19 protein-coding genes and 2 tRNA genes are annotated in these 18,611 nt (G+C 67.7%); 19 read left to right on the top strand and 2 right to left on the bottom strand.

All coding sequences use genetic code 11. The annotated features are described in order from the left end of the window. Genes ssuE through OHA10_RS06190 form a run of 7 tightly spaced genes read left to right on the top strand, consistent with a single transcriptional unit; the run spans position 1 to position 8,129 of the window. On the top strand, positions 1 to 1,056 hold the full coding sequence (gene ssuE / locus OHA10_RS06220) for an NADPH-dependent FMN reductase (RefSeq protein WP_371405203.1): 1,056 nt from the start codon (positions 1 to 3) through the stop codon (positions 1,054 to 1,056). Continuing rightward, positions 1,053 to 2,042: an LLM class flavin-dependent oxidoreductase gene (locus OHA10_RS06215; RefSeq protein WP_371405202.1), complete on the top strand. Its 990-nt coding sequence runs from the start codon at positions 1,053 to 1,055 to the stop codon at positions 2,040 to 2,042. The genes ssuE and OHA10_RS06215 overlap by 4 nt, the downstream gene beginning before the upstream one ends. After that, entirely contained in the window at positions 2,039 to 3,355 is a 1,317-nt protein-coding gene (locus OHA10_RS06210; RefSeq protein ID WP_371405201.1) for an NtaA/DmoA family FMN-dependent monooxygenase, read from the top strand. The genes OHA10_RS06215 and OHA10_RS06210 overlap by 4 nt, the downstream gene beginning before the upstream one ends. Then, positions 3,352 to 5,229 carry an FAD/NAD(P)-binding protein gene (locus OHA10_RS06205; protein ID WP_371405200.1) on the top strand — a complete coding sequence of 626 codons (1,878 nt, stop codon included), beginning with the start codon at positions 3,352 to 3,354 and terminating at the stop codon, positions 5,227 to 5,229. The genes OHA10_RS06210 and OHA10_RS06205 overlap by 4 nt, the downstream gene beginning before the upstream one ends. Continuing rightward, the gene (locus tag OHA10_RS06200; RefSeq protein WP_371405199.1) at positions 5,219 to 6,313 is read left to right on the top strand and encodes an LLM class flavin-dependent oxidoreductase; all 1,095 of its coding nucleotides are present in this window, start codon (positions 5,219 to 5,221) and stop codon (positions 6,311 to 6,313) included. Before OHA10_RS06205 ends, OHA10_RS06200 begins: the two co-directional genes overlap by 11 nt. Next, on the top strand, positions 6,310 to 7,089 hold the full coding sequence (locus OHA10_RS06195; RefSeq protein ID WP_371405198.1) for a DUF1684 domain-containing protein: 780 nt from the start codon (positions 6,310 to 6,312) through the stop codon (positions 7,087 to 7,089). The genes OHA10_RS06200 and OHA10_RS06195 overlap by 4 nt, the downstream gene beginning before the upstream one ends. After that, positions 7,086 to 8,129 (top strand): LLM class flavin-dependent oxidoreductase, encoded by a 1,044-nt coding sequence (locus tag OHA10_RS06190; protein ID WP_371405197.1) that lies wholly within the window; start codon positions 7,086 to 7,088, stop codon positions 8,127 to 8,129. Before OHA10_RS06195 ends, OHA10_RS06190 begins: the two co-directional genes overlap by 4 nt. Here the strand turns inward: OHA10_RS06190 and OHA10_RS06185 are convergent. Next, the gene (locus tag OHA10_RS06185) at positions 8,126 to 8,749 is read right to left on the bottom strand and encodes a DUF899 family protein (RefSeq protein ID WP_371405196.1); all 624 of its coding nucleotides are present in this window, start codon (positions 8,747 to 8,749) and stop codon (positions 8,126 to 8,128) included. The two genes, OHA10_RS06190 and OHA10_RS06185, sit on opposite strands and share 4 nt — an antisense overlap. A gap of 210 nt (positions 8,750 to 8,959) precedes the next feature. Here OHA10_RS06185 and OHA10_RS06180 point away from each other — a divergent pair. The 3 genes from OHA10_RS06180 to rpmG all read left to right on the top strand — a co-directional run bounded on the left by OHA10_RS06180 (position 8,960) and on the right by rpmG (position 9,383). Next, positions 8,960 to 9,032, top strand: a tRNA-Thr gene (locus tag OHA10_RS06180). A 45-nt stretch (positions 9,033 to 9,077) separates the two neighbouring features. Continuing rightward, a tRNA-Met gene (locus OHA10_RS06175) sits at positions 9,078 to 9,151 on the top strand. A gap of 64 nt (positions 9,152 to 9,215) precedes the next feature. Then, positions 9,216 to 9,383, top strand: coding sequence for a 50S ribosomal protein L33 (gene rpmG / locus OHA10_RS06170; protein WP_130384703.1), 168 nt, complete (start codon positions 9,216 to 9,218; stop codon positions 9,381 to 9,383). A gap of 57 nt (positions 9,384 to 9,440) precedes the next feature. On the opposite strand, the gene OHA10_RS06165 is transcribed toward rpmG, so the two are convergent. Next, entirely contained in the window at positions 9,441 to 10,187 is a 747-nt protein-coding gene (locus tag OHA10_RS06165; protein WP_371405195.1) for a hypothetical protein, read from the bottom strand. A gap of 69 nt (positions 10,188 to 10,256) precedes the next feature. Between OHA10_RS06165 and OHA10_RS06160 the strand changes: the two genes are divergently transcribed. The 9 genes from OHA10_RS06160 (at position 10,257) to OHA10_RS06120 (ending at position 18,606) form a co-directional block, all read left to right on the top strand. Then, positions 10,257 to 10,679, top strand: a complete 423-nt coding sequence (locus OHA10_RS06160) for a MaoC family dehydratase N-terminal domain-containing protein (protein ID WP_137258601.1) — start codon at positions 10,257 to 10,259, stop codon at positions 10,677 to 10,679. Continuing rightward, positions 10,673 to 11,077 (top strand): MaoC/PaaZ C-terminal domain-containing protein, encoded by a 405-nt coding sequence (locus OHA10_RS06155; RefSeq protein WP_371407905.1) that lies wholly within the window; start codon positions 10,673 to 10,675, stop codon positions 11,075 to 11,077. Before OHA10_RS06160 ends, OHA10_RS06155 begins: the two co-directional genes overlap by 7 nt. Further along, a complete protein-coding gene (locus OHA10_RS06150) occupies positions 11,074 to 12,099 on the top strand; it encodes a UDP-N-acetylmuramate dehydrogenase (RefSeq protein ID WP_371405194.1) in 1,026 nt (341 codons plus the stop codon). Before OHA10_RS06155 ends, OHA10_RS06150 begins: the two co-directional genes overlap by 4 nt. 163 nt (positions 12,100 to 12,262) lie before the next feature. After that, entirely contained in the window at positions 12,263 to 13,135 is an 873-nt protein-coding gene (locus OHA10_RS06145) for a hypothetical protein (protein WP_371405193.1), read from the top strand. A gap of 203 nt (positions 13,136 to 13,338) precedes the next feature. Beyond that, positions 13,339 to 14,598, top strand: a complete 1,260-nt coding sequence (locus OHA10_RS06140) for an extracellular solute-binding protein (RefSeq protein WP_371405192.1) — start codon at positions 13,339 to 13,341, stop codon at positions 14,596 to 14,598. Continuing rightward, positions 14,598 to 15,527, top strand: a complete 930-nt coding sequence (locus OHA10_RS06135; RefSeq protein WP_371405191.1) for a carbohydrate ABC transporter permease — start codon at positions 14,598 to 14,600, stop codon at positions 15,525 to 15,527. Before OHA10_RS06140 ends, OHA10_RS06135 begins: the two co-directional genes overlap by 1 nt. After that, a complete protein-coding gene (locus OHA10_RS06130; protein ID WP_371405190.1) occupies positions 15,520 to 16,338 on the top strand; it encodes a carbohydrate ABC transporter permease in 819 nt (272 codons plus the stop codon). Before OHA10_RS06135 ends, OHA10_RS06130 begins: the two co-directional genes overlap by 8 nt. After that, on the top strand, positions 16,335 to 17,711 hold the full coding sequence (locus OHA10_RS06125) for a hypothetical protein (RefSeq protein ID WP_371405189.1): 1,377 nt from the start codon (positions 16,335 to 16,337) through the stop codon (positions 17,709 to 17,711). Before OHA10_RS06130 ends, OHA10_RS06125 begins: the two co-directional genes overlap by 4 nt. Positions 17,712 to 17,721: 10 nt before the next feature. Then, on the top strand, positions 17,722 to 18,606 hold the full coding sequence (locus tag OHA10_RS06120; protein WP_371405188.1) for a MurR/RpiR family transcriptional regulator: 885 nt from the start codon (positions 17,722 to 17,724) through the stop codon (positions 18,604 to 18,606). Positions 18,607 to 18,611: the final 5 nt, after the last annotated feature.

Here is an 18,611-nt window from a genome sequence, read left to right as displayed (position 1 = left end):
ATGGCGACCATTGCAACCCTCTCGAGCAGTCCGTCGGTACCTTCCCGCACGGACGCCGTTCTCGACTATGTCACCAAGCGCCTGATCAGCCACGGTCACACCGTCACGCCGATCGTGTTGCGCGACCTCCCGGCCGAGCCGTTGGTGCGAGGTCAGGCCGATCATCCGGCGATCGCCGCGGCGGCCGCGGTCCTCGAGGCTGCGGACGCGGTGGTCGTCACGACGCCGGTCTACAAGGCGGCGTACTCCGGTCTGCTGAAGGTGTTCCTCGACCTGCTCCCGCAGTACGCGCTGAAGGGCAAGACGGTGTTGCCGTTGGCAACGGGCGGTACGCCGGCGCATGTGCTGGTGATCGACTACGCGCTGCGGCCGGTGCTGACGAGCCTCGGTGCTGGAGCGATCGGGCAGGGCTGGTTCGTGTTGTCGTCGCACATCCACTTGTACGACGGCGGCGGGGTCCTGCTCGATCAGGCGGCGTCGGTGCCGCTGTACCAGGTGACGGAGGCGTTCCTCGCGACGGTCGAGGGCGAGCAGGTCATCGAGAGCGGGCCGGTGCAGCTCGCCGCGGTGGAGGCGGTCCGGGTGCGGCCCGAGGACCCCGAGGCGGCGCCGCTGCTCGCGGATCTGGTGGTCGAGTACAGCAGCCGGTACGGGCGGACCAACGAGAACACGCAGCTGACCGAAGTACCCGCGTCCGACTTCCATGTCGAGAGCGGCGGGGCGTTCGTGCTGCTGCGGTACGGCGGTCAGACGGTGGCCGGCGGCGCGATCCGTCGGTACGACGACGAGACCGCCGAGGTGAAGCGGATGTGGACGTCGCACCTGCATCGGCGGCAGGGCCTGGGGCGTCGGGTGCTGGCGGAGTTGGAGGCAGCGGCCGCGGATCTCGGGTATCGGCGGCTGTACCTGACGACCGGGCCCCGTCAGCCGGAGGCGGCTGGGCTGTATCTGGCGGCCGGCTTCGAGCCGCAGTTCGACACGTCGGTCGATCCCGAGTCGATCGGTCCGCTGCCTTTCACGAAGGAGATTCCGGTGGCATTGAAGGTGGCGTCATGATCGTTGGTCTCGAGATCGATGGTGCCGGTACGGATCCAGCTGCGTGGCGTGGGGCCGAGGTTGACCCGCGGGCGATCCTCACCGGTGAACTGGCTCTGCGGGCGGTGCAACGGGCGGAGGCGGCCGGGATCGACTTCGTCACCTTCGTGGACGCGTTGGAGGCGCCGGACGACGTACCCGATCGGGTGAGTGTGCGGCTGGATGCGCTCGGGCTGGCTGCGCGGATCGCGCCGTTGACGGAGCGGATCGGGCTGTTGCCGACGATCACTGTCACGCACACGGAGCCGTTCCATGTGCAGGCGTCGGTTGCCACGCTCGACCATGTTTCGGGCGGGCGCGGCGGCTGGGTCGCGGACGTGTCGTCGTCGGCCGCCGCGGCCGCGGTCATCGGGCGCCGTGAGCCCGCGCCCGCTGCGGACACATGGCGAGAGGCGCGGTACGTCGTCGACGTGAGCCGGCGTCTGTGGGATTCGTGGGAGGACGACGCGATCATCCGCGACGCATCCACCGGCCGCTACGTCGACCGGGAGCGTCTGCACTACGTCACCTTCACGTCGCCGACCTTCAGCATCAAGGGACCGTCGATCGTCCCCCGTCCGCCCCAAGGCCATCCCGTCACGGCCGTCCGGGTGAACACACCTGAAGCATTGGAGGCAGCCGCCGACGCCGAGCTCGTACTGCTTCCCGACAGCAGCGACTTACCCACCCAGCTCAACGCCCTGGTGCTCGTGTCGGTGGACGCGCGACCTCACCTCGACGGCGTGGACAGGCTCGTCGAGCGGATCGAGGGATTGGCTGCGGCCGGGGCCGACGGCGTACATCTTCGGCCCGCGTCGCTGGAGCTGGACGTGCCGGTGATCGCGGATGAGCTGTTGCCACGGTTGCGGGAGCGCGGGTTGGTGGGGGCGGCGGACCGCGGCGGGAGTCTGCGCGGGCGGCTCGGGCTGGGGCGACCTGCGAACAGGTATGCGGGGAGTGAGCGATGACCAAGCAGATTCATCTGGCTGCGCACTTCCCGGGGGTCAACAACACAACCGTCTGGTCGGATCCCCAGGCTGGCTCGCAGATCGACTTCAGTTCTTTCAGGTACTTGGCGGAGACGGCCGAGCGGGGCACGTTCGACTTCTTCTTCCTGGCCGAGGGGCTGCGGCTGCGTGAGGTGAAGGGGAAGATCCACGATCTCGACGTCGTCGGGCGGCCCGAGTCGCTGACCGTGCTCAGCGCGCTGGCTGCCGTGACCACGCACCTCGGCCTGGCGGCGACAGTGAACTCGACGTTCAACGAGCCGTACGAACTGGCGAAGCGACTGTCCACGCTCGATCACCTGTCCGGCGGGCGCGCGGCGTGGAACGTCGTCACGTCCTGGGATGCGTTCACCGGCGAGAACTTCCGCCGCGGCGGGTACCTCGACAAGGCGGATCGCTACGTCCGCGCCCAGGAATCGCTGCGGATCGTCCGCAAACTCTGGAACTCCTGGAGCGAGGACCAGCTTGTCCTCGACCAGGCGGCGGGTGCGTTCGCCCGCGAGGGCGCTGGGGCCTTCGCGGACGAAGGCGCACACTTCGACATCCGCGGACGGTTCGGGCTGCCGCCGTCGCCGCAGGGCCGGCCGGTGATCATCCAGGCGGGTGACAGCGAGCAGGGCCGGGAATTCGCGGCGTCGGACGCGGACGTGATCTTCAGCCGGCACGGGACGTTCGAGGCCGGGAAGACCTTCTACAAGGACGTGAAGTCGCGGCTGTCGAAGTACGGGCGGAGCGAGGACTCGCTGAAGATCATGCCCGCGGTGACGGTCGTGGTCGCTGACACGGACGACGAGGCGATCGACAAGGCGGCGCACATCCGGGAACAGCAGGTGTCCGGTCCGACTGCGCTCGTCCTCGCGGAACTGCTGTGGGGACGCGACCTCTCGGCGTACGACCCGGACGGTCCGCTGCCTGCCGAGGACCCGGTCGTGGGTTCGTCGGTGACGCAGGGGCGGGTCGGGTACAACGATCCGTTCCCGATCGTCGCGGAATGGCGGGCGCAGGCGGAGGCACACGGCTGGTCGCTACGGCAGACCGTGATCAACCAGCAGAACCGGCAGACGTTCATCGGCTCGCCGGCCACGGTCGCCGAGGCGATCAACCATCACGTCCAGGAGGACGCCGCCGACGGCTTCGTCCTGGTCCCACACCTCACTCCGTCAGGTCTCGACGACTTCGTCGACCGGGTCGTCCCGCTCCTGCGTGAGCGCGGCGTCTTCCGCGACGAGTACGCCGGTACGACGCTCCGCTCGAACCTCGGGTTGCAGGTATGACCGTGGCGGAGCTGCATCCCTGGAAGGAGCCGCCGGCAACCATCGTGTTCGTCGGCGGAGGGCCGCGGACGGTCGGGCTGCTCGAGCGGTTCGCGGCGAGCGCGCCGGAGCTGCTCGACGGCCGCGACGTGGAGATCCATGTGGTCGATCCGTATCCGATCGGTGGCGGGCGGATCTGGCGGCGGGAGCAGTCGCGGCTGCTGTGGATGAACTCGATGACGTCGGACGTCACGATCTTCACCGACGAATCGGTCGAGTGCGACGGGCCGATCGTCCCGGGGCCGGACCTCGCGACCTGGGTCGCCGGTGAGGGCGCGGTGATCCTGGAGAAGGCCGGGCTGGAGCAGCCGGGGCCGATGGACTTCCCACCGCGGCTGGTACAGGCGGAGTACCTGGCGTGGGTGTGGGAGCGCGTCGTCCGCGATCTCCCCGCGACCGTGACCACCCATCGCGAGCGGGCGGTCGAGCTCACCGCGGACCAGCGGGTGATTCTCGAGTCGGGCCGGGAGATCGCGGCCGACGCGGTGGTCCTTGCCCTCGGCTACCTGGATCGGTTGCCCACGGCATCCGAATCCGCCTGGGCCGCCCAAGCTGCCGACGCGGGGTTGACCTATGTCCCGCCCGGCTACACCGCGGACGTCGATCTCGACGGGCTGTGGCCGAAGTCCCCGGTGATCGTGCGCGGGTTCGGGCAGGCCTTCATCGACCTGATGGTCCTGCTCACCGAAGGACGCGGCGGCTGGTACGACGAGTGCGACGGACTGCTCACGTACCACCCGTCGGGCGACGAGCCGATCCTGTACGTCGGCTCGCGGCGGGGCGTGCCGTATCACGCCAAGCTCGGCTACACCGTCGCCGGGACGAAGCCGGTGCCTACGCGGTATCTGACTGCCGAGGCTCTTGGTGACGGCTTGCTCGACTTCGATCGTGAGGTGGCGCCTTTGATCGACAAGGAGCTGGCGTACGCCCATTACAAGCAGCTGTTCGCCGCCCACCCCGAACGAGTGGTCGGCTCGTGGAAGGAGTTCGAGAACGCGCTGGACGATTGGACGCCGGGCTTCGAGGATGTAGTCGCCTCGGCGGTGCCCGATCCGGCCGACCGGTTCGTTCGCTCGGAGATCGACCGGCCGTTGGCCGGACGGTCGTTCGAGGATCGCGCAGGTTTCGAGCGGTTCATGACCGGGTTGATCGAAGGCGATCTGGTCCGGCGGGCGGATCCGGCGTACTCGGCGGATCTGGCAGTGTTCAACGCCTTGCTGAGCATCTACAGCGTGTTGTCGCGGGCGATCACCGACGGGCAGTTGTCCGACGAGGATCGGGTCCGCAAGGTCGAGACCGAGTGGCACGGGTTCTTCTCGTTCGTCGCCAGCGGGCCGCCGCCGCGGCGGTTGGAGGAACTGCTCGCACTGCATCGCGCCGGGATCGTGCGGTTCGCCGGACCTGATCTTGACGTTGCTATCGACAATGACGTTTTCGTTGCCAAGAGCCCCGGTGTCGAAGGGGAGATCCGGGCGCGGGCATTCGTCGAAGCGCGGTTGCCGCGGCCCGACGTCCTCGCCACGACCGATCCGCTGCTGCGCGGTCTGCTCGACTCCGGCGCACTTGCGGCCGACGAACTGTTCGCTGCCGACGGGACGAGTCTCGGCGGCGGTCAACTCAAGGCCGACTCGCGGTCCCGGGCGATCCGCGCCGACGGGTCCACGCACGAAGAGCTGTTCCTGCTCGGGCCGTCCGTGTCGGGCTCGGCCGGCTCGTCCGGGTTCTCCCGGCCGTATTTCAACGGTCCCGGCTTCCGGCAGAACGACGCCGTCGCCAGGGACCTGCTCAAGCTGCTCGCACCTACCGTACGGAAGGAAGAACGCCATGCCAGTTGAGTTCCTGGGCATCGCCGGGACCAACCCGGCCAGCGAGGTGACGCCGCGAACCGGCGGCCCGCTGGACCTCGAGTACACGGCCAAACTGGCCCGCGCCCACGAGGACAACGGCTGGGACCGCATCCTGTTCGCGTATCACTCGGGCTCGCCCGATCCCGCACAGGTCGCGGCGTACGTCGCCGGCCACACCGACCACATCAACCTGGTCGTCGCGCACCGGCCGAACGTCGCCTACCCGACCCTGACCGCGAAGACCTTCGCGACGCTGGACCACATCAGTGGCGGCCGGTTCGAGGTGCACGTGATCACCGGTGGCTCCACCGCGGACCAGGCCGCAGAGGGCGACTTCCTCGCCAAGGACGACCGGTACGGGCGGACCCGCGAGTTCATCCAGATCCTCAAGCAGGCCTGGACGTCCGACCAGCGCTTCGATTTCAACGGCGAGCACTACCGCTTCGAGCAGTTCCTCGCCGACATCAAGCCGGTGCAGCAACCACGTCCGCGGATCTCGTTCGGTGGCTCGTCCGCTGCGGCGTACGCCGTCGGTGCCGCGAAAGCCGACATCTTCGCGCTGTGGGGCGAACCGCTCGCCGGGACCCGCGAACAGCTCGCGACGATCGATGCCGAGGCCGCTCGCGCGGGCCGGGCTGATCGCCCGATCATCCAGATCGCGTTCCGGCCGATCATCGGCGCGACCGAGGAACTGGCCTGGGAGAAGGCGGAGAGCATCCTCGGCCGGATCAAGGACGTCAAGGCGGGACCGGCTCCGACCCGTCTCCGCTCGAAGACGCCCGAGAACGCCGGATCCCAGCGTCTGCTCAAGGCCGTCGCGGAGGGCGAGCACCACGACCGCGCGCTGTGGACCGCGCCGACCGGTGTTACCGGTGGAGGCGGTAACTCGACGGCACTGGTCGGTACGCCGGACACGATCGCGGCCGCCCTCCTCGACTACTACGACCTCGGCATCCGGATCTTCTCCGCCCGCGGTTACGACATCTACGACGACGCGATCGACTTCGGCCGGTACGTCATCCCGCTCGTCCGCTCCGAGGTAGCCCACCGCGAACAGAGGAAGGCCTCATGACCGTCGTATCCGATCTCGAGCAGGACTGGCACACCTGGCACGCGGCCCGCGAACGCGACCTGGACACCGACTACGGCTGGCTGTCCGTCGTCGCCTTCGACTGGCTGCCCACCTCACCGGTCGCACTGCGCGGCCTGCCAGGCATCTGGTGGGCCGACGAGCAGCGCGCACACGTGACCGCCGACGGGCAGTTGACGCTGAGCGGGGAGCCCGTGAACGGCACAGTGTCCGCCAGCGTCGCCGAAGCCGGTTCACTCAGCTGGCTGCTGTACGGCGATCGCCTGGTCGAGCTGGTGCTTCGCGGCGGACGGTACGCCGTACGTCAGCGGGATCCGCATGCTGCGACGAGGCAGGAGTTCAGCGGCGTACCGACGTACCCGCTGGACGACGCGTGGGTCGTGACGGGGTACTTCACGCCGAGGGCCAAGCCGGAGCGGGTGGAGGTGTCTACCGCGAGGGACGACCTGCGGCAGCACGTGACAGCGGTCGGTGCGGTGCATGTTGCGCTGGGCGGTACGGCGTACGAACTGGTCGCCACTGCCGCGGGAGACGGGCGTCTGAACCTGTCCTTCCACGACAAGACGAACGGCGAGGAGACCGCGCCCTGGCGGACGGTGACCACCGGACCGGTCGGGCGGGACGGGTCCGTGGTCATCGACTTCAACCGGACGATCAACCTGCCGTTCGCGTTCACGGCGTACGGGACCTGCCCGGCACCGGTCCCCGGCAACCGCATCGGGCTGCCGGTGACCGCGGGCGAGAAGAAGGTCAGATGAAGTTCTGTACCTACACGCTGATCGACAACTCGCCCGATCCGATCAGCGGGGTGCAGTTGACGCCGGCGGAGCGGTTCCAGCACGTCGTACGGCAGGCTCAGTGGGCAGAGGAGCTTGGCTTCGACGGGTACGGCGTGGGCGAGCGGCATGCGCAACGCTTCATCTCCTCGTCGCCGCCGGTCGTCCTGTCCTACATCGCTGCCAGCACGTCGAGGATCCGCCTGCTGACCACGGTGACCGTTCTGTCGCTGCTGGATCCGGTGCGGGTGGCGGAGGACTACGCGACGCTCGACCAGCTGTCGGGTGGTCGGCTGGACATCATCATCGGCAAGGGCAACGACCCGGACCAGAACGCGCTGTTTGGGTACGAGCTGGACGGGCAGTGGGACCGCAACCGGGAGAAGTACGAACTGCTGCGGCGGCTGCTGCGCGAGACCGGAGTGTCGTGGTCCGGTCGGTATCGCCCCGCGTTGACGGGCGCGACCACGCAGCCTCGGCCGTACCGAGCAGACGGCATCCCGTTGTGGCATGGGTCGGCGTCGTCGACCGAGTCCACTGAGCTGGCCGCCCGTTGGGGTGACCCGTTGTTCTCGGCGAACGGGTTCCACCCGCTGGAGAAGTACGCCGGACTGATCAGGCACTACCGGGAGCGCTGGGAGGCGCACGGGCGCGATCCCGCGGACGCTGTCGTCGGAGCGGGATTCAACGGCCTCTACGTTCGCAAGAGCTCACAGGAGGCCGTCGAGGGGTACCGGCCGATCTTCGACGCGTTCATGGACTCACCCGGTGCGAGGCACAACCAGCTGCCGTTCCGGACGCTGGAGGAGTTCCTCGAGGGCGGATCGGTGCTGGTCGGGTCGCCGGAGCAGGTGATCGACAAGTTCGGTCGCTATCAGGAGGCCTTCGGCCACGAGCTGTCCGGCATTTCGCTGGAGGTCGCCGGACTCCCGGAGGACGAGAACCGGGAGTCCGTCGAGACCTTCGTCACAGAAGTCATGCCAGTGCTGCGCTCGTCGTACCCGAGCCGCGTCTGGTCCTAGCCGTACGTGGGCTCCTGCGGCCAGCCTTCGGGGGAGTCCTCCCAGTCCTCCTGGCGGCCGTACGGCGCGTGATCGAGGAGGTGGTTCACGAACAGCAAGCGGTCGACCCCGCGCGAGCCGGTCGAGTAGGTGCGGTACACCGTGTCGCCGTCGCGCAGGAACATGTTGAGCAGGAATCCGCCGCCCGCACCGCAGTCGGCGGAGAACGTCGTACCCGCAGATGAGGCGAACGGGACGTCCCAGCCCATCTTCGTCCAGTAGCCGGCCATCTGGTCGATCGGCATGTCGGACACGGTCGCCCAGGCCACGCCGCTGCGGGCCAGCACGTCGAGGTTGCTGACGTGCTTGGTGAAGTGCGTGCAGCCCGGGCAGAAGTGGTCCGGGCCGGAGTGCATGAACTGGTAGAGCGCGAGCTGCTGCTGGTCGCCGAACAGCTCCCGCAGCGTCACCGGCCCGTCCGGCCCGGCAAATGTGTACTGGCCGAACTCCACCATCGGCAACCGCCGGCGCTGCGCGGCGAGCCGGTCCTGCTCCCGAGTGGCCGCCTTCTCCGCGACCAGGAGCTCTGCGCGAGCCTTCTCCCACTCCTCGGCCGAGACAACTGTCGGCATTGCAGTCATAGCTGTCCTTCCTTCTTCTGGCCTTCTTCTGGGTCCTACTGGTACGACGGAGCCGCCCGGGCTCTCTCGACATCCGAATCCAGGTGAAAATCTGGTCAGAAGCACTCCGGGGAACCGGTATGCTTTCCGGGACGGACTGAGGGGCACGCAGGGGCGGCCGGCTCGATTTCACATCGGGGCGGCGGACCGTGTAATCTCTCTCCTCGGCCCGCCCCTTTAGCTCAGTCGGCAGAGCGTCTCCATGGTAAGGAGAAGGTCTACGGTTCGATTCCGTAAAGGGGCTCGGAGAACGGCATCCCACCTTCGGGTGGGATCGCTCACCTCACCCGGCGGGGTAGCTCAGGTGGTTAGAGCACACGGCTCATAATCGTGGTGTCGCGGGTTCGACTCCCGCCCCCGCTACCGAATCAGTTCTTTCGAGAGTGCGATCACCCAAGTTGCGTACTCATTACATGAAGAGGTAGCAGTGGCCAAGTCGACCGACATTCGCCCGAAGATCACGCTGGCGTGCACGGTGTGCAAGGAGCGGAACTACATCACCAAGAAGAACCGGCGCAACGACCCGGATCGTCTTGAGCTGAAGAAGTACTGCCACCGGTGCAACGACCACACCGACCACCGCGAGACTCGCTGATCTCAGCTTCTCCGCGAGGGCCGCTTCGGATTCCCGAAGCGGCCCTTTGCTGTGTCCTCAGACGGTCAGGATCGGGCGGCCGCCCTCGTAGGCGGTGAGACGCTCGTCACGCGGAGTGAGGCAGCAGGAACCGCAGAGCGTGCCCTTGCCGACCTCGCTGGTGTAGTAGAGGCAGCAGGTGTTCCGCAGGTAGACGAGCTTCCCGGCGGCGATCTCCACGTCTCCCAAGCGGGCGAGTCCACCCGGCGCCTTGTGGACGAAGGTCAGCCAGCGGTCGAGCAGATACTCCGGTCGCACGGTGACCTCCTCACGGGTCGCGGCACAGAACCCCATCGCACAGCCCGCCGCTACTCCGCCGTGCAGTTGCCGAAGACCGGCCCGCGTCCGCTGGTGCAGCTCCTCGGACAGCGGGAGCAGGTGCCGGCGCAGTACGACGTCGTACAGCGTTTCCAGCCCGCCCGGGAGGAACGTCGCGGAGCGTACGGCGACGGCCGCGATGCCATGGCCTTCGTGCGGGCGGACCCACAGGTTCTGCGGGCGGATGTCGAGGACGCGGCCCTCGAGCGCCCAGAGCAGGAGCGCGGTCGCCGGTGCGCGGCCGGCGTAGAACGACAGCATGCTGAGCGCGTTCGCATGGGCGCTGCGATGGTTGCTGGCCTCGTCGTCACGCTTGAGCAGCTCGGTGAGCTCGGGGCTCCCCGGCTCCAGGATCCGGTCCACCCGCAACCACTCGTCGCCCTCCGGCACACCGATCTCGAGCCGGTACCTCGGGGCGTATTCCGCCAGCGCCGCCACTGCCGTCACTGATCAAACCTTTCTGGCCTGGTGGGCGGCGGAAACCCGGGCCCCAGTCTGCCAGTAGGCTTCGGGGATATGACGATCGACGCCACGATGGTCGGCCGGAGCTACGCGGCCGCCGAGTCCTACCAGGTCGGCCGGGAGAAGATCCGCGAGTTCGCCGACGCGATCGGCGACCCCAACCCGGCGTACCGCGGTGATGACGCCGTGGCGCCGCCGACGTTCGCGTTCATGCTCGGCAGCCGCGCGCTGGAGCAGCTGCTGAACGACGAGGAGCTCGGCCTGCGGCTGGACCGGATCGTGCACGGCGCGCAGAAGTTCAGCTACACCCGCCCGATCAAGGCCGGCGACGACATCGCCGCGACCGCGACCATCACCACCGTCCGCAAGGCCGGTGACGTCGAGGTGATCATGTACGAGACCGCCCTGACCACTGTCGACGGCGACCCGATCGCCACCTCGACGTCGACGATCTCGCACAACCGGGGTGAATCGTGATCGAGGTCGGCACCGAGCTCCCGCCGCTGACCGTCACCTTCCGGCGCGACGACCTGGTCCGGTATGCCGGTGCCAGCGGCGACTTCAACCCGATCCACTGGAGCGACCGGATGGCCGGCGCGCTCGGGCTGCCCGGCGTGATCGCCCACGGCATGCTCACGATGGCGTCCGCGGTCCGCGTCGTCACGGACTGGATCTCCGATCCGGCCGACCTGATCGAGTACGGCGTACGGTTCACCAAGCCCGTCGTCGTACCGGATGACGACAAGGGTGTGAACGTGACGTTCTCCGCAAAGGTGGACAAAGTTGCGGACGGGCGGGCCGAGATCGACATCACGGCGGTTGCCGGCGAGGAGAAGGTGCTCGGCCGGGCCAGGGCGGTCGTGCGCGTCCGGTGAGAACGCATGTGTCGCTGGCCGACTACACCACGCTGCGGATCGGCGGGTCGGCCGACAAGTTCGTCGAGGTCAGCACCGAGGACGACCTGATCACCGCCGTACGCGACGCGGACGCCGCCGGGGAGCCGGTGCTGTTGCTGTCCGGCGGGAGCAACGTGGTGATCGGGGACGACGGGTTCCGCGGAACCGTGATCAGGATCGCGACGTCGGGCATCCGGGTCGATTCGGACATGTGCTCCGGCGCGATGGTGAACATCGCGGCCGGTGAGGACTGGGACGGCGTCGTCCAACGCGCGATCGCGGAGGAGTGGAGCGGCCTCGAGTCGATGTCCGGCATCCCCGGGCTGACCGGCTCGACACCGGTGCAGAACGTCGGCGCTTATGGGCACGAGGTCGCGGAGACGATCGCGTCGGTGCGGGTGTGGGACCGGGTTGCCGGTGCGGTGCGCACCATGTTCGCCGCCGACTGCGGCTTCAGCTACCGCAACTCCCGCTTCAAGGCGGACCCGTCGCGGTACGTCGTCCTGGAAGTCACCTTCCAGCTGACGCTGGGCGATCTGTCCGCAGAGGTTGGTTACGCCGAACTGGCCCGCGTCCTGGACGTCGAACCAGGCTCCCGCGCTCCCATGACCGAGGTCCGCGAAGCCGTCCTCGGCCTGCGCCGCAGCAAAGGCATGGTCCTCGACCCGCTCGACCACGACACCTGGAGCGCCGGCTCCTTCTTCACCAACCCCATCCTCGACACCCCCGCCGAGGTCCCCGCCGGCGCCCCCCAATGGCCCCAACCCGACGGCCGGGTGAAAACCAGCGCCGCCTGGCTGATAGAACACGCCGGCGTCTCCAAGGGCTACACAATCGGCGCCGCCGCCGTCTCCACCAAACACACCCTGGCCCTGACGAACCAAGGCGGAGCCACCGCCAAGGAACTCCTGACCCTGGCCACCCACGTCCGCACCCAGGTCCAGCAGGCCTTCGGCATAACGCTGGTCAACGAACCCGTGCTGGTGAACTGCTCGCTCTGATTCGCGTTGTCGGCGTACCGACGAACGGGTAGTGGTGGTCGTTTTCGGCCGGGATCGCTAGTGGCACGGCTGGTCGGTGTCGTCAGGCGGGGTGACTACCCGTTCGTCGGTACCTGTGGACAAACTTCGACCGGATTCCGCGTGCGGGGTGCAAGATGCCGCGATGGAAACGGTAGGCGAGGTTCTGGCACGGCTGGGTGGCTGGGCCATGGCCGCCGACTTGGTGCGGGTGACGTCCCGGCGATCGCTGGCCGCCGCGGTCCAGCGGGGGGATGTGCAACGGATCGCTCGTGGCGTCTACGGCTTGCCTGGTCTAGCGGCTGACCTGGCTACCGCCATCGCGCATGACGGCGTCCTGTCGCATACAAGCGCCGCGGCGGTCTGGCGACTGCCGCTCCTGGTGCCTCCAGCCAAGCCCCACATCACGCTGCCGACCAACCGGAACGCCAAGGCTGGTCCGCCGGCTGTCCTGCACTGGGCGGACCTGCCGGTGGGCGACCGGCGCACCCGTCGGACCTCGCTACTGCGAACTGTCCTGGACTGCTCCCGGATCCTCCCGTTCGGGGAGGCGCTGGCGGTGGCTGACGCTGCATTGGCCACAGGCCGGGTTACACAGGACGAGTTGACTGCGGCTGCGGTCACCATGTCCGGGTTCGGCCGACCGAATGCGCTGCGCGTCGCGGCGGTCGCCACCAGTCGTGCCGAAAGCTTCCTCGAGTCGATGTTGAGAAGTCTGCTTCTCGAGGCCGGAATCGGGGGATTCGAACCACAAGTACACGTGACCACCGGCACATCGCGGGTCCGGGTCGACCTGGGAGATCGTGCCAACAGGATCGCTCTGGAGGCCGAGGGTTTCGAGTTCCATGGGTCGGCCGCCAAGTTCGCTGCAGATTGCCGGCGGTACGACGAGCTGGTTGCGGCTGGGTGGCTGGTACTCCGGTTCACCTATCAGCAGGTGATCGGCGACCCGCGATGGGTGCTCGCGACTGTCGAGGGTGCGCGTGCCGGGCGGATCGATGTACCGGACGACGGGTAGTGGTACCGCACCAAGCGCCGGATTGAGCGTGGACGGTGACGTGCGAGCGGTGTTCGGCGTACCACTACCCGTCGTTCGGTACCTGAAAAAGTTTTGCAGTTGGGGTTCACAGCGGGCGGCGGGGTCGCTAATCTTTTGCACAATTTGGTGGGAGGTGGAGGGTGAGGCGCAAAAGATTTTCTCGGCGGGAGGTTCTTGCCGGGATGGGTGCGGGGCTGGCGGCTGCTGTGGTGCCGGGGTGTGCGGCGGGTGGTGGCGGGCGGTCGGGGGCCTTGCAGGTGTGGGGTGGGGTGCCGGCGGCGTCGGGGCCCGGCGACGTGGTGAAGGCGTTCCGGGAGAAGTTTCCGCAGTACGACGTGAACTACACGCGGTTCGTGAACGACGATCGCGGCAACCTGAAGCTCGATACCGCGCTGCAAGGTGGCGTCGACATCGACGTGTACTTCACCTACTCGCAGGGCGCGATGGCGCTGAGGGCCGGGTCCGGACTGGCGGCGGACCTGACCGATCGGGTGAGCAACGATCCGGACCTGAAGGTGTTCCTCGACACCGAGCAGCCGCGGTCGTACATCGACAACGGCAAGGTCAAGGCACTCGCGACGGCCCGCGAGCCGTTCTTCGTGCTCTTCAACGAGAAGCTCCGGCAGCAGGCCGGCGTCGACCTCCCGCACGCGTGGACGATCGACGAGTTCCGCAGTACGGCGAAGCAACTGACCACGAACAAGACCGTCGGCGCATACACGGTCCCGGACATCGCCCGGATCGCCCTCGGCCCCAACTACTGGTACGACGGCAACCGCAGCAACTTCGGCGACCCCCACTTCGAGCAGGGCTTCCGGGTCGGCCGCGAGATGATCGCCGCCGGTACGGCGTTCCCGTGGACCGAGGTCCTCGCCCGCCACCTCGACGCGTACCAGCAGAACTCGTTCCTGACCGAGGAGTTCCACCTCTGGTCGACCGCGCCGTTCAACCTGCGCTACCTGTACGACGCGAAGAAGTACCCGCACGACTTCAAGGTCGCGTTCGCCCCGTCGCCGACCGTCGACGGCAAGGACTGGAACGGCGGCTCGTACAGCAACTTCATCATGATCAACCCGGAGTCGCCGAAGTTCGAGGCGGCCTGGGCGTTCGTGAAGTTCTGGTTGACCGAGGGCGCCACGCCGATGCTCAAGGGCGGCAAGCTGCCCGCGCTCGGCGGCGTCACCGACGACCAGGTGATCACCGGCATGCTCGGCAAGGAGCCGGACAAGTACTTCGACATGGACTCGTTCCGCCGGGTCGTACTCGAGGCGGATCCCAAGCTCGCGACCGACACCCGGCTGACCGGGTTCCCCGAGATCACCCTCGCCGTGAAGCAGCAGCGCGACCTGTGCTGGCTGGGTGAGAAGGACCCGGGCGCCGCGATCCGTGAGGTACGGCGGCTCGCCGACGCCGCGATCGCCCGTAACGAGAGGAGGCCCTGATGGCCACCGCAACCGTCGCGGCCGCCCCGGCGGTCCGGACCGAGAAGGCACCCGGGATCAAACCCCGCGGCTGGATCGGGTTCCTGTTCATCGCGCCGAACCTGCTCGGCGTGATCGCGTTCACCCTGATCCCGTTGATCAGCGTCGTCGTGCTCGCCTTCACCGACTGGAACCTGGTGTCCGGTCTCGGCGGCATCACCTTCAACGGCATCGACAACTTCGTCGCGATCGCCCGCGACCCCGGTTTCTGGCACGCGATCGGGCTCACGCTGGTGTACGTCGTGGTGTCCGTACCGCTCACCGTCGTCGGCGGACTCGCCCTCGGCATCGCGCTCAACCGCCCGCTACCGGGCCGCGCCGTACTGCGAGCGATCTTCTTCCTCCCGTACATCGTCAACGTGGTCGCCATCGGCATGACTTGGCTCATGCTGATGAACCCGAGGGCCGGCCTGGTCAACCAGGTCCTCGATGCCTTCGGCATCCAACCGGGCTGGTTCGCCTCGTCGCACTGGGCGCTGCCGGCGCTGATCGTGATGGCGATCTGGGGCGGCGTCGGGTACTGCTCGCTGATCTACCTGTCCGCGTTGCAGGACGCTCCGCGGCAGCTGTACGAAGCCGCCGACATCGACGGCGCCTCGGTCTGGGCGAAGTTCCGGGTGATCACCTGGCCATCGTTGCTGCCGACAACGATCTTCCTGCTGGTCACGCTGATCATCGGAGCGTCGCAGGGCTTCGGCCTGATCGCGCTGATCACCGCGGGCGGTCCGGGCGACTCGACCACGACGATCTCGTACTACATGTACCAAACAGGATTCCAGTTCTACCGGTTCGGCTACGCGTCGGCGATCGGCCTGGTGACGTTCGTCGGCGTACTCGTCCTGACGCTGTTGACCTGGCGAGCGCAGCGAGGAAGGGCTCTCAATGAGTAAGTCCAAGTGGTTGTGGGGGATCCCGCTCTGGATCCTGGCGCTGGCGTTCCTCGCGCCGTTCGCGTGGATGATCTCGACCGCGCTGAAGCCGGACGTGGACGCGTACAAGATCCCGATGCAGTGGATCCCGAACCCGTTCCAGTGGGACAACTTCAGCACGGTGCTGACCGGCGCGACCTCGGTACTCCCGGCGTTCGGTCGTTCAGTCTTTGTCGCAGTCCTGCGGGTCGCGGGCGAGCTGACCACCGCGACGATGGCCGGTTACGCCTTCGCGCGGATGTCGTTCAAGGGCCGCGACAAGTTGTTCCTGCTCTATCTCGCGACCGCGATCATCCCGGCGCAGCTGCTGCTCGTGCCGCGGTTCATCTACTTCCAGAAGCTCGGCCTGTACGACACGTTGTGGGCGCTGATCCTGCCCGGCATGTTCACGGTGCTCGGCACGTTCCTGATGCGGCAGTTCTTCATCAGTCAGCCGGCCGAGTTCGCCGAAGCCGCGCGGATGGACGGCGCGAACGAGTGGCGGGTGTTCACCCGGATCTACTTGCCGTTGGCAACGCCGGTGATGAGTGCGCTCGGCATCCTCGCGTTCGTCTGGTCGTGGAACGACTACGAGACGCCGCTGGTGCTGATCAGCAACCCCGACCGCTACACACTGCCGCTCAGCCTGACCAACTTCGTCGACGAACAGGGCCAGATCGCGCCCGGCCTGACGATGGCCGCCTCGGTGATCTCGATCGTGCCGGTGCTGATCGTGTTCGTCGTCCTGCAACGCCGGTTCATCGCCGCCATGACTCACACAGGGATCAAATGAACAACGTCTCAGGTGTCTTCCCGCAACTCGCCCAGGTCGGCGACTTCGGTCCGCCGCGCAGCGAGCTCGGCGTCGGTTCGCTGATGCCGTGGAACGGGAAGCTCTACGTCCAGAACTACAACTCGCACAAGGCGCCGTCCGGCGCGGGCGTGAGCCTCCGCCGGATCGACGCCGACTTCTCGATGGAGATCGTCGCCGAGACGCTCGGTGTGGACGGCACGTACACCAACCGCTTCGTGCACTTCCCGACGTCCAAGCTCGTGCTCGGCCCGCACGTGATCTCTGCCGACCACAAGATCGTCACCATTCCCGAGCTCCAGCCGCTGCGCGTCTGCGGTACGTCGCGGCACCTGACCAAGCCGGACACCCACGTGTACGTGCTCGCGATGGAGGGCGAGCTGCTCGAGCTCGACCTCACGACGTACGAGTGCACGCAGCTCTTCGACCTCAACGACGAGCTCGGCACCGACGGCGAGATGAAGGTGCATTACAAGGACTGCTACACGTCGTTCGGTCGGCTCGTGGTGTGTTCGAACGAGTACGCCGAGCCCGAGTGGGCCGGGATGCGGTCGCGCGGACGGCTTGCGGAGTACGACGGTCAGACGTGGAAGGTACTGCGGGAGGATCCGTTCACCGCGATCGGCGGGCGGCACGAATTCGGCGGGACCATCTTCGCGACGGGGTGGGACCGGGCGTCGGCGATCCTCGAGGTGTTCACCGACGCGGATCAGAAGTGGACGCGGTACCGGCTGCCGAAGGCGTCGCACTGTTTCGACCACAAGTGGCAGACCGAGTGGCCGCGGATCCGGGAGGTCGAGCACGAGCGGCTGCTGATGGACCACCACGGGATGTTCTACGAGCTGTCGCCGTGGGCGTACGGCGGGCGGATCTGGGGCGTGCGGCCGATCTCGACCCATCTCTGGGTGCTGGGCGACTTCTGTTCGTGGCGCGGGATGTTGGTGGCGGGGGCGGACAATGCGTCGCCCAGTCATGGGCTGAACCCGACGACGGCCGAGCCGCAGTCGGGATTGTGGTTCGGGAAGACGGACGATCTGTGGAGCTTCGGGAAGCCGGCCGGGTGGGGCGGGCCGTGGTGGGAGACGACGGTCGAGGCCGGGGTGCCTTCGGATCCGTATCTGATGACGGGCTTCGACGGGAAGTGTCTGCACCTGGAGAACTTTGGCGCCGAGGCTTTGCAGATCACGGTGGAGATTGATTTCCACGGGCACGGCCGGTTCGGTGCGGTGGAGAAGCTGACGGTCGAGCCGGGGCAGATCCGGACGCACGTGTTCCCGCCGGGGTTCAGTGCGCACTGGGTGCGGGTGGTGAGCGACACCGACGGTGTGGCGAGTGCCCAGTTCGTCTATACGTGACGATAACGGGATGGCAGACATGGAAAGAGCCGAGAGCCCGAGCCCGTTGCAGCAGGTCAAGCGGGCCCTGCCCGAGCTGAACGGTGCGATGCAGCGGGTCGCCGAGCACATCCTGGCGAACCCGGACGAGGTCGCGCGCGGGTCGATCACCAAGCTGGCCGAGGTCGCCCAGACATCGGCCGCAACCGTGACGCGTCTGTCGACGCATCTCGGGTACGGCGGGTATCCCGCGCTGCGGGCGGCCCTGGCCATGGAGGTCGGCCGCGGGCTGGAAGCCGGGTGGGCGAGCGACATCGGCATGGCGATCGGTCCGGCCGATCCGCCCGAGCAGGTGCTGAACGTGCTCGCGTCGACGCAGGCGAATGCGTTGCGGAACGCTTTGGCGGCGATCGATCTCAACGCGGCGACTCGGGTCGCGGATGCCATCGCCGGCGCCCGGCGTACTCATATCTACGGCGAGTGGGGCGACGCGATCCCGGCCCGCGAGCTCTACATCCGGCTGCTGAGGATCGGGATCCCGGTGTGGTTCTTCGACGGGCCGCAGTCGTCGCAGATCGGTGCCGGTCTGCTCGGATCGGGAGACGTCGCGCTGACCGTCACGCGCTCCGGGACCGATCCGACGACGCTGGAGTTCGTGCGCCGGGCGCACGAGGAGGGTGCGTTGACGGTCGCGATTACCGGGATGGTCGACTCGCCGATCGCGCGGCTGGCGGACGTCACCTTCGACACCGGTACGCCGAACGGCGCGAACTGGACCGAGTTCTTCGCCGGCCGCGCGAGCGACGTACTGACGGCCGGTTTGTTGTTCGTGCTGGTCGCGCAGCGGGTGCCCGATCACCTCACCGCCAATCACCCGAACGGGCCGGGGCAGCCCGTCGTACATCCGGATACGTGAGAGGT

This window comes from Kribbella sp. NBC_00662 (assembly GCF_041430295.1).
In the GTDB taxonomy this organism is placed as follows: Bacteria; Actinomycetota; Actinomycetes; order Propionibacteriales; family Kribbellaceae; genus Kribbella.
The sequence above is the reverse complement of the archived record's forward strand: the minus strand, read 5'-3'. Positions and strand labels throughout refer to the sequence as shown.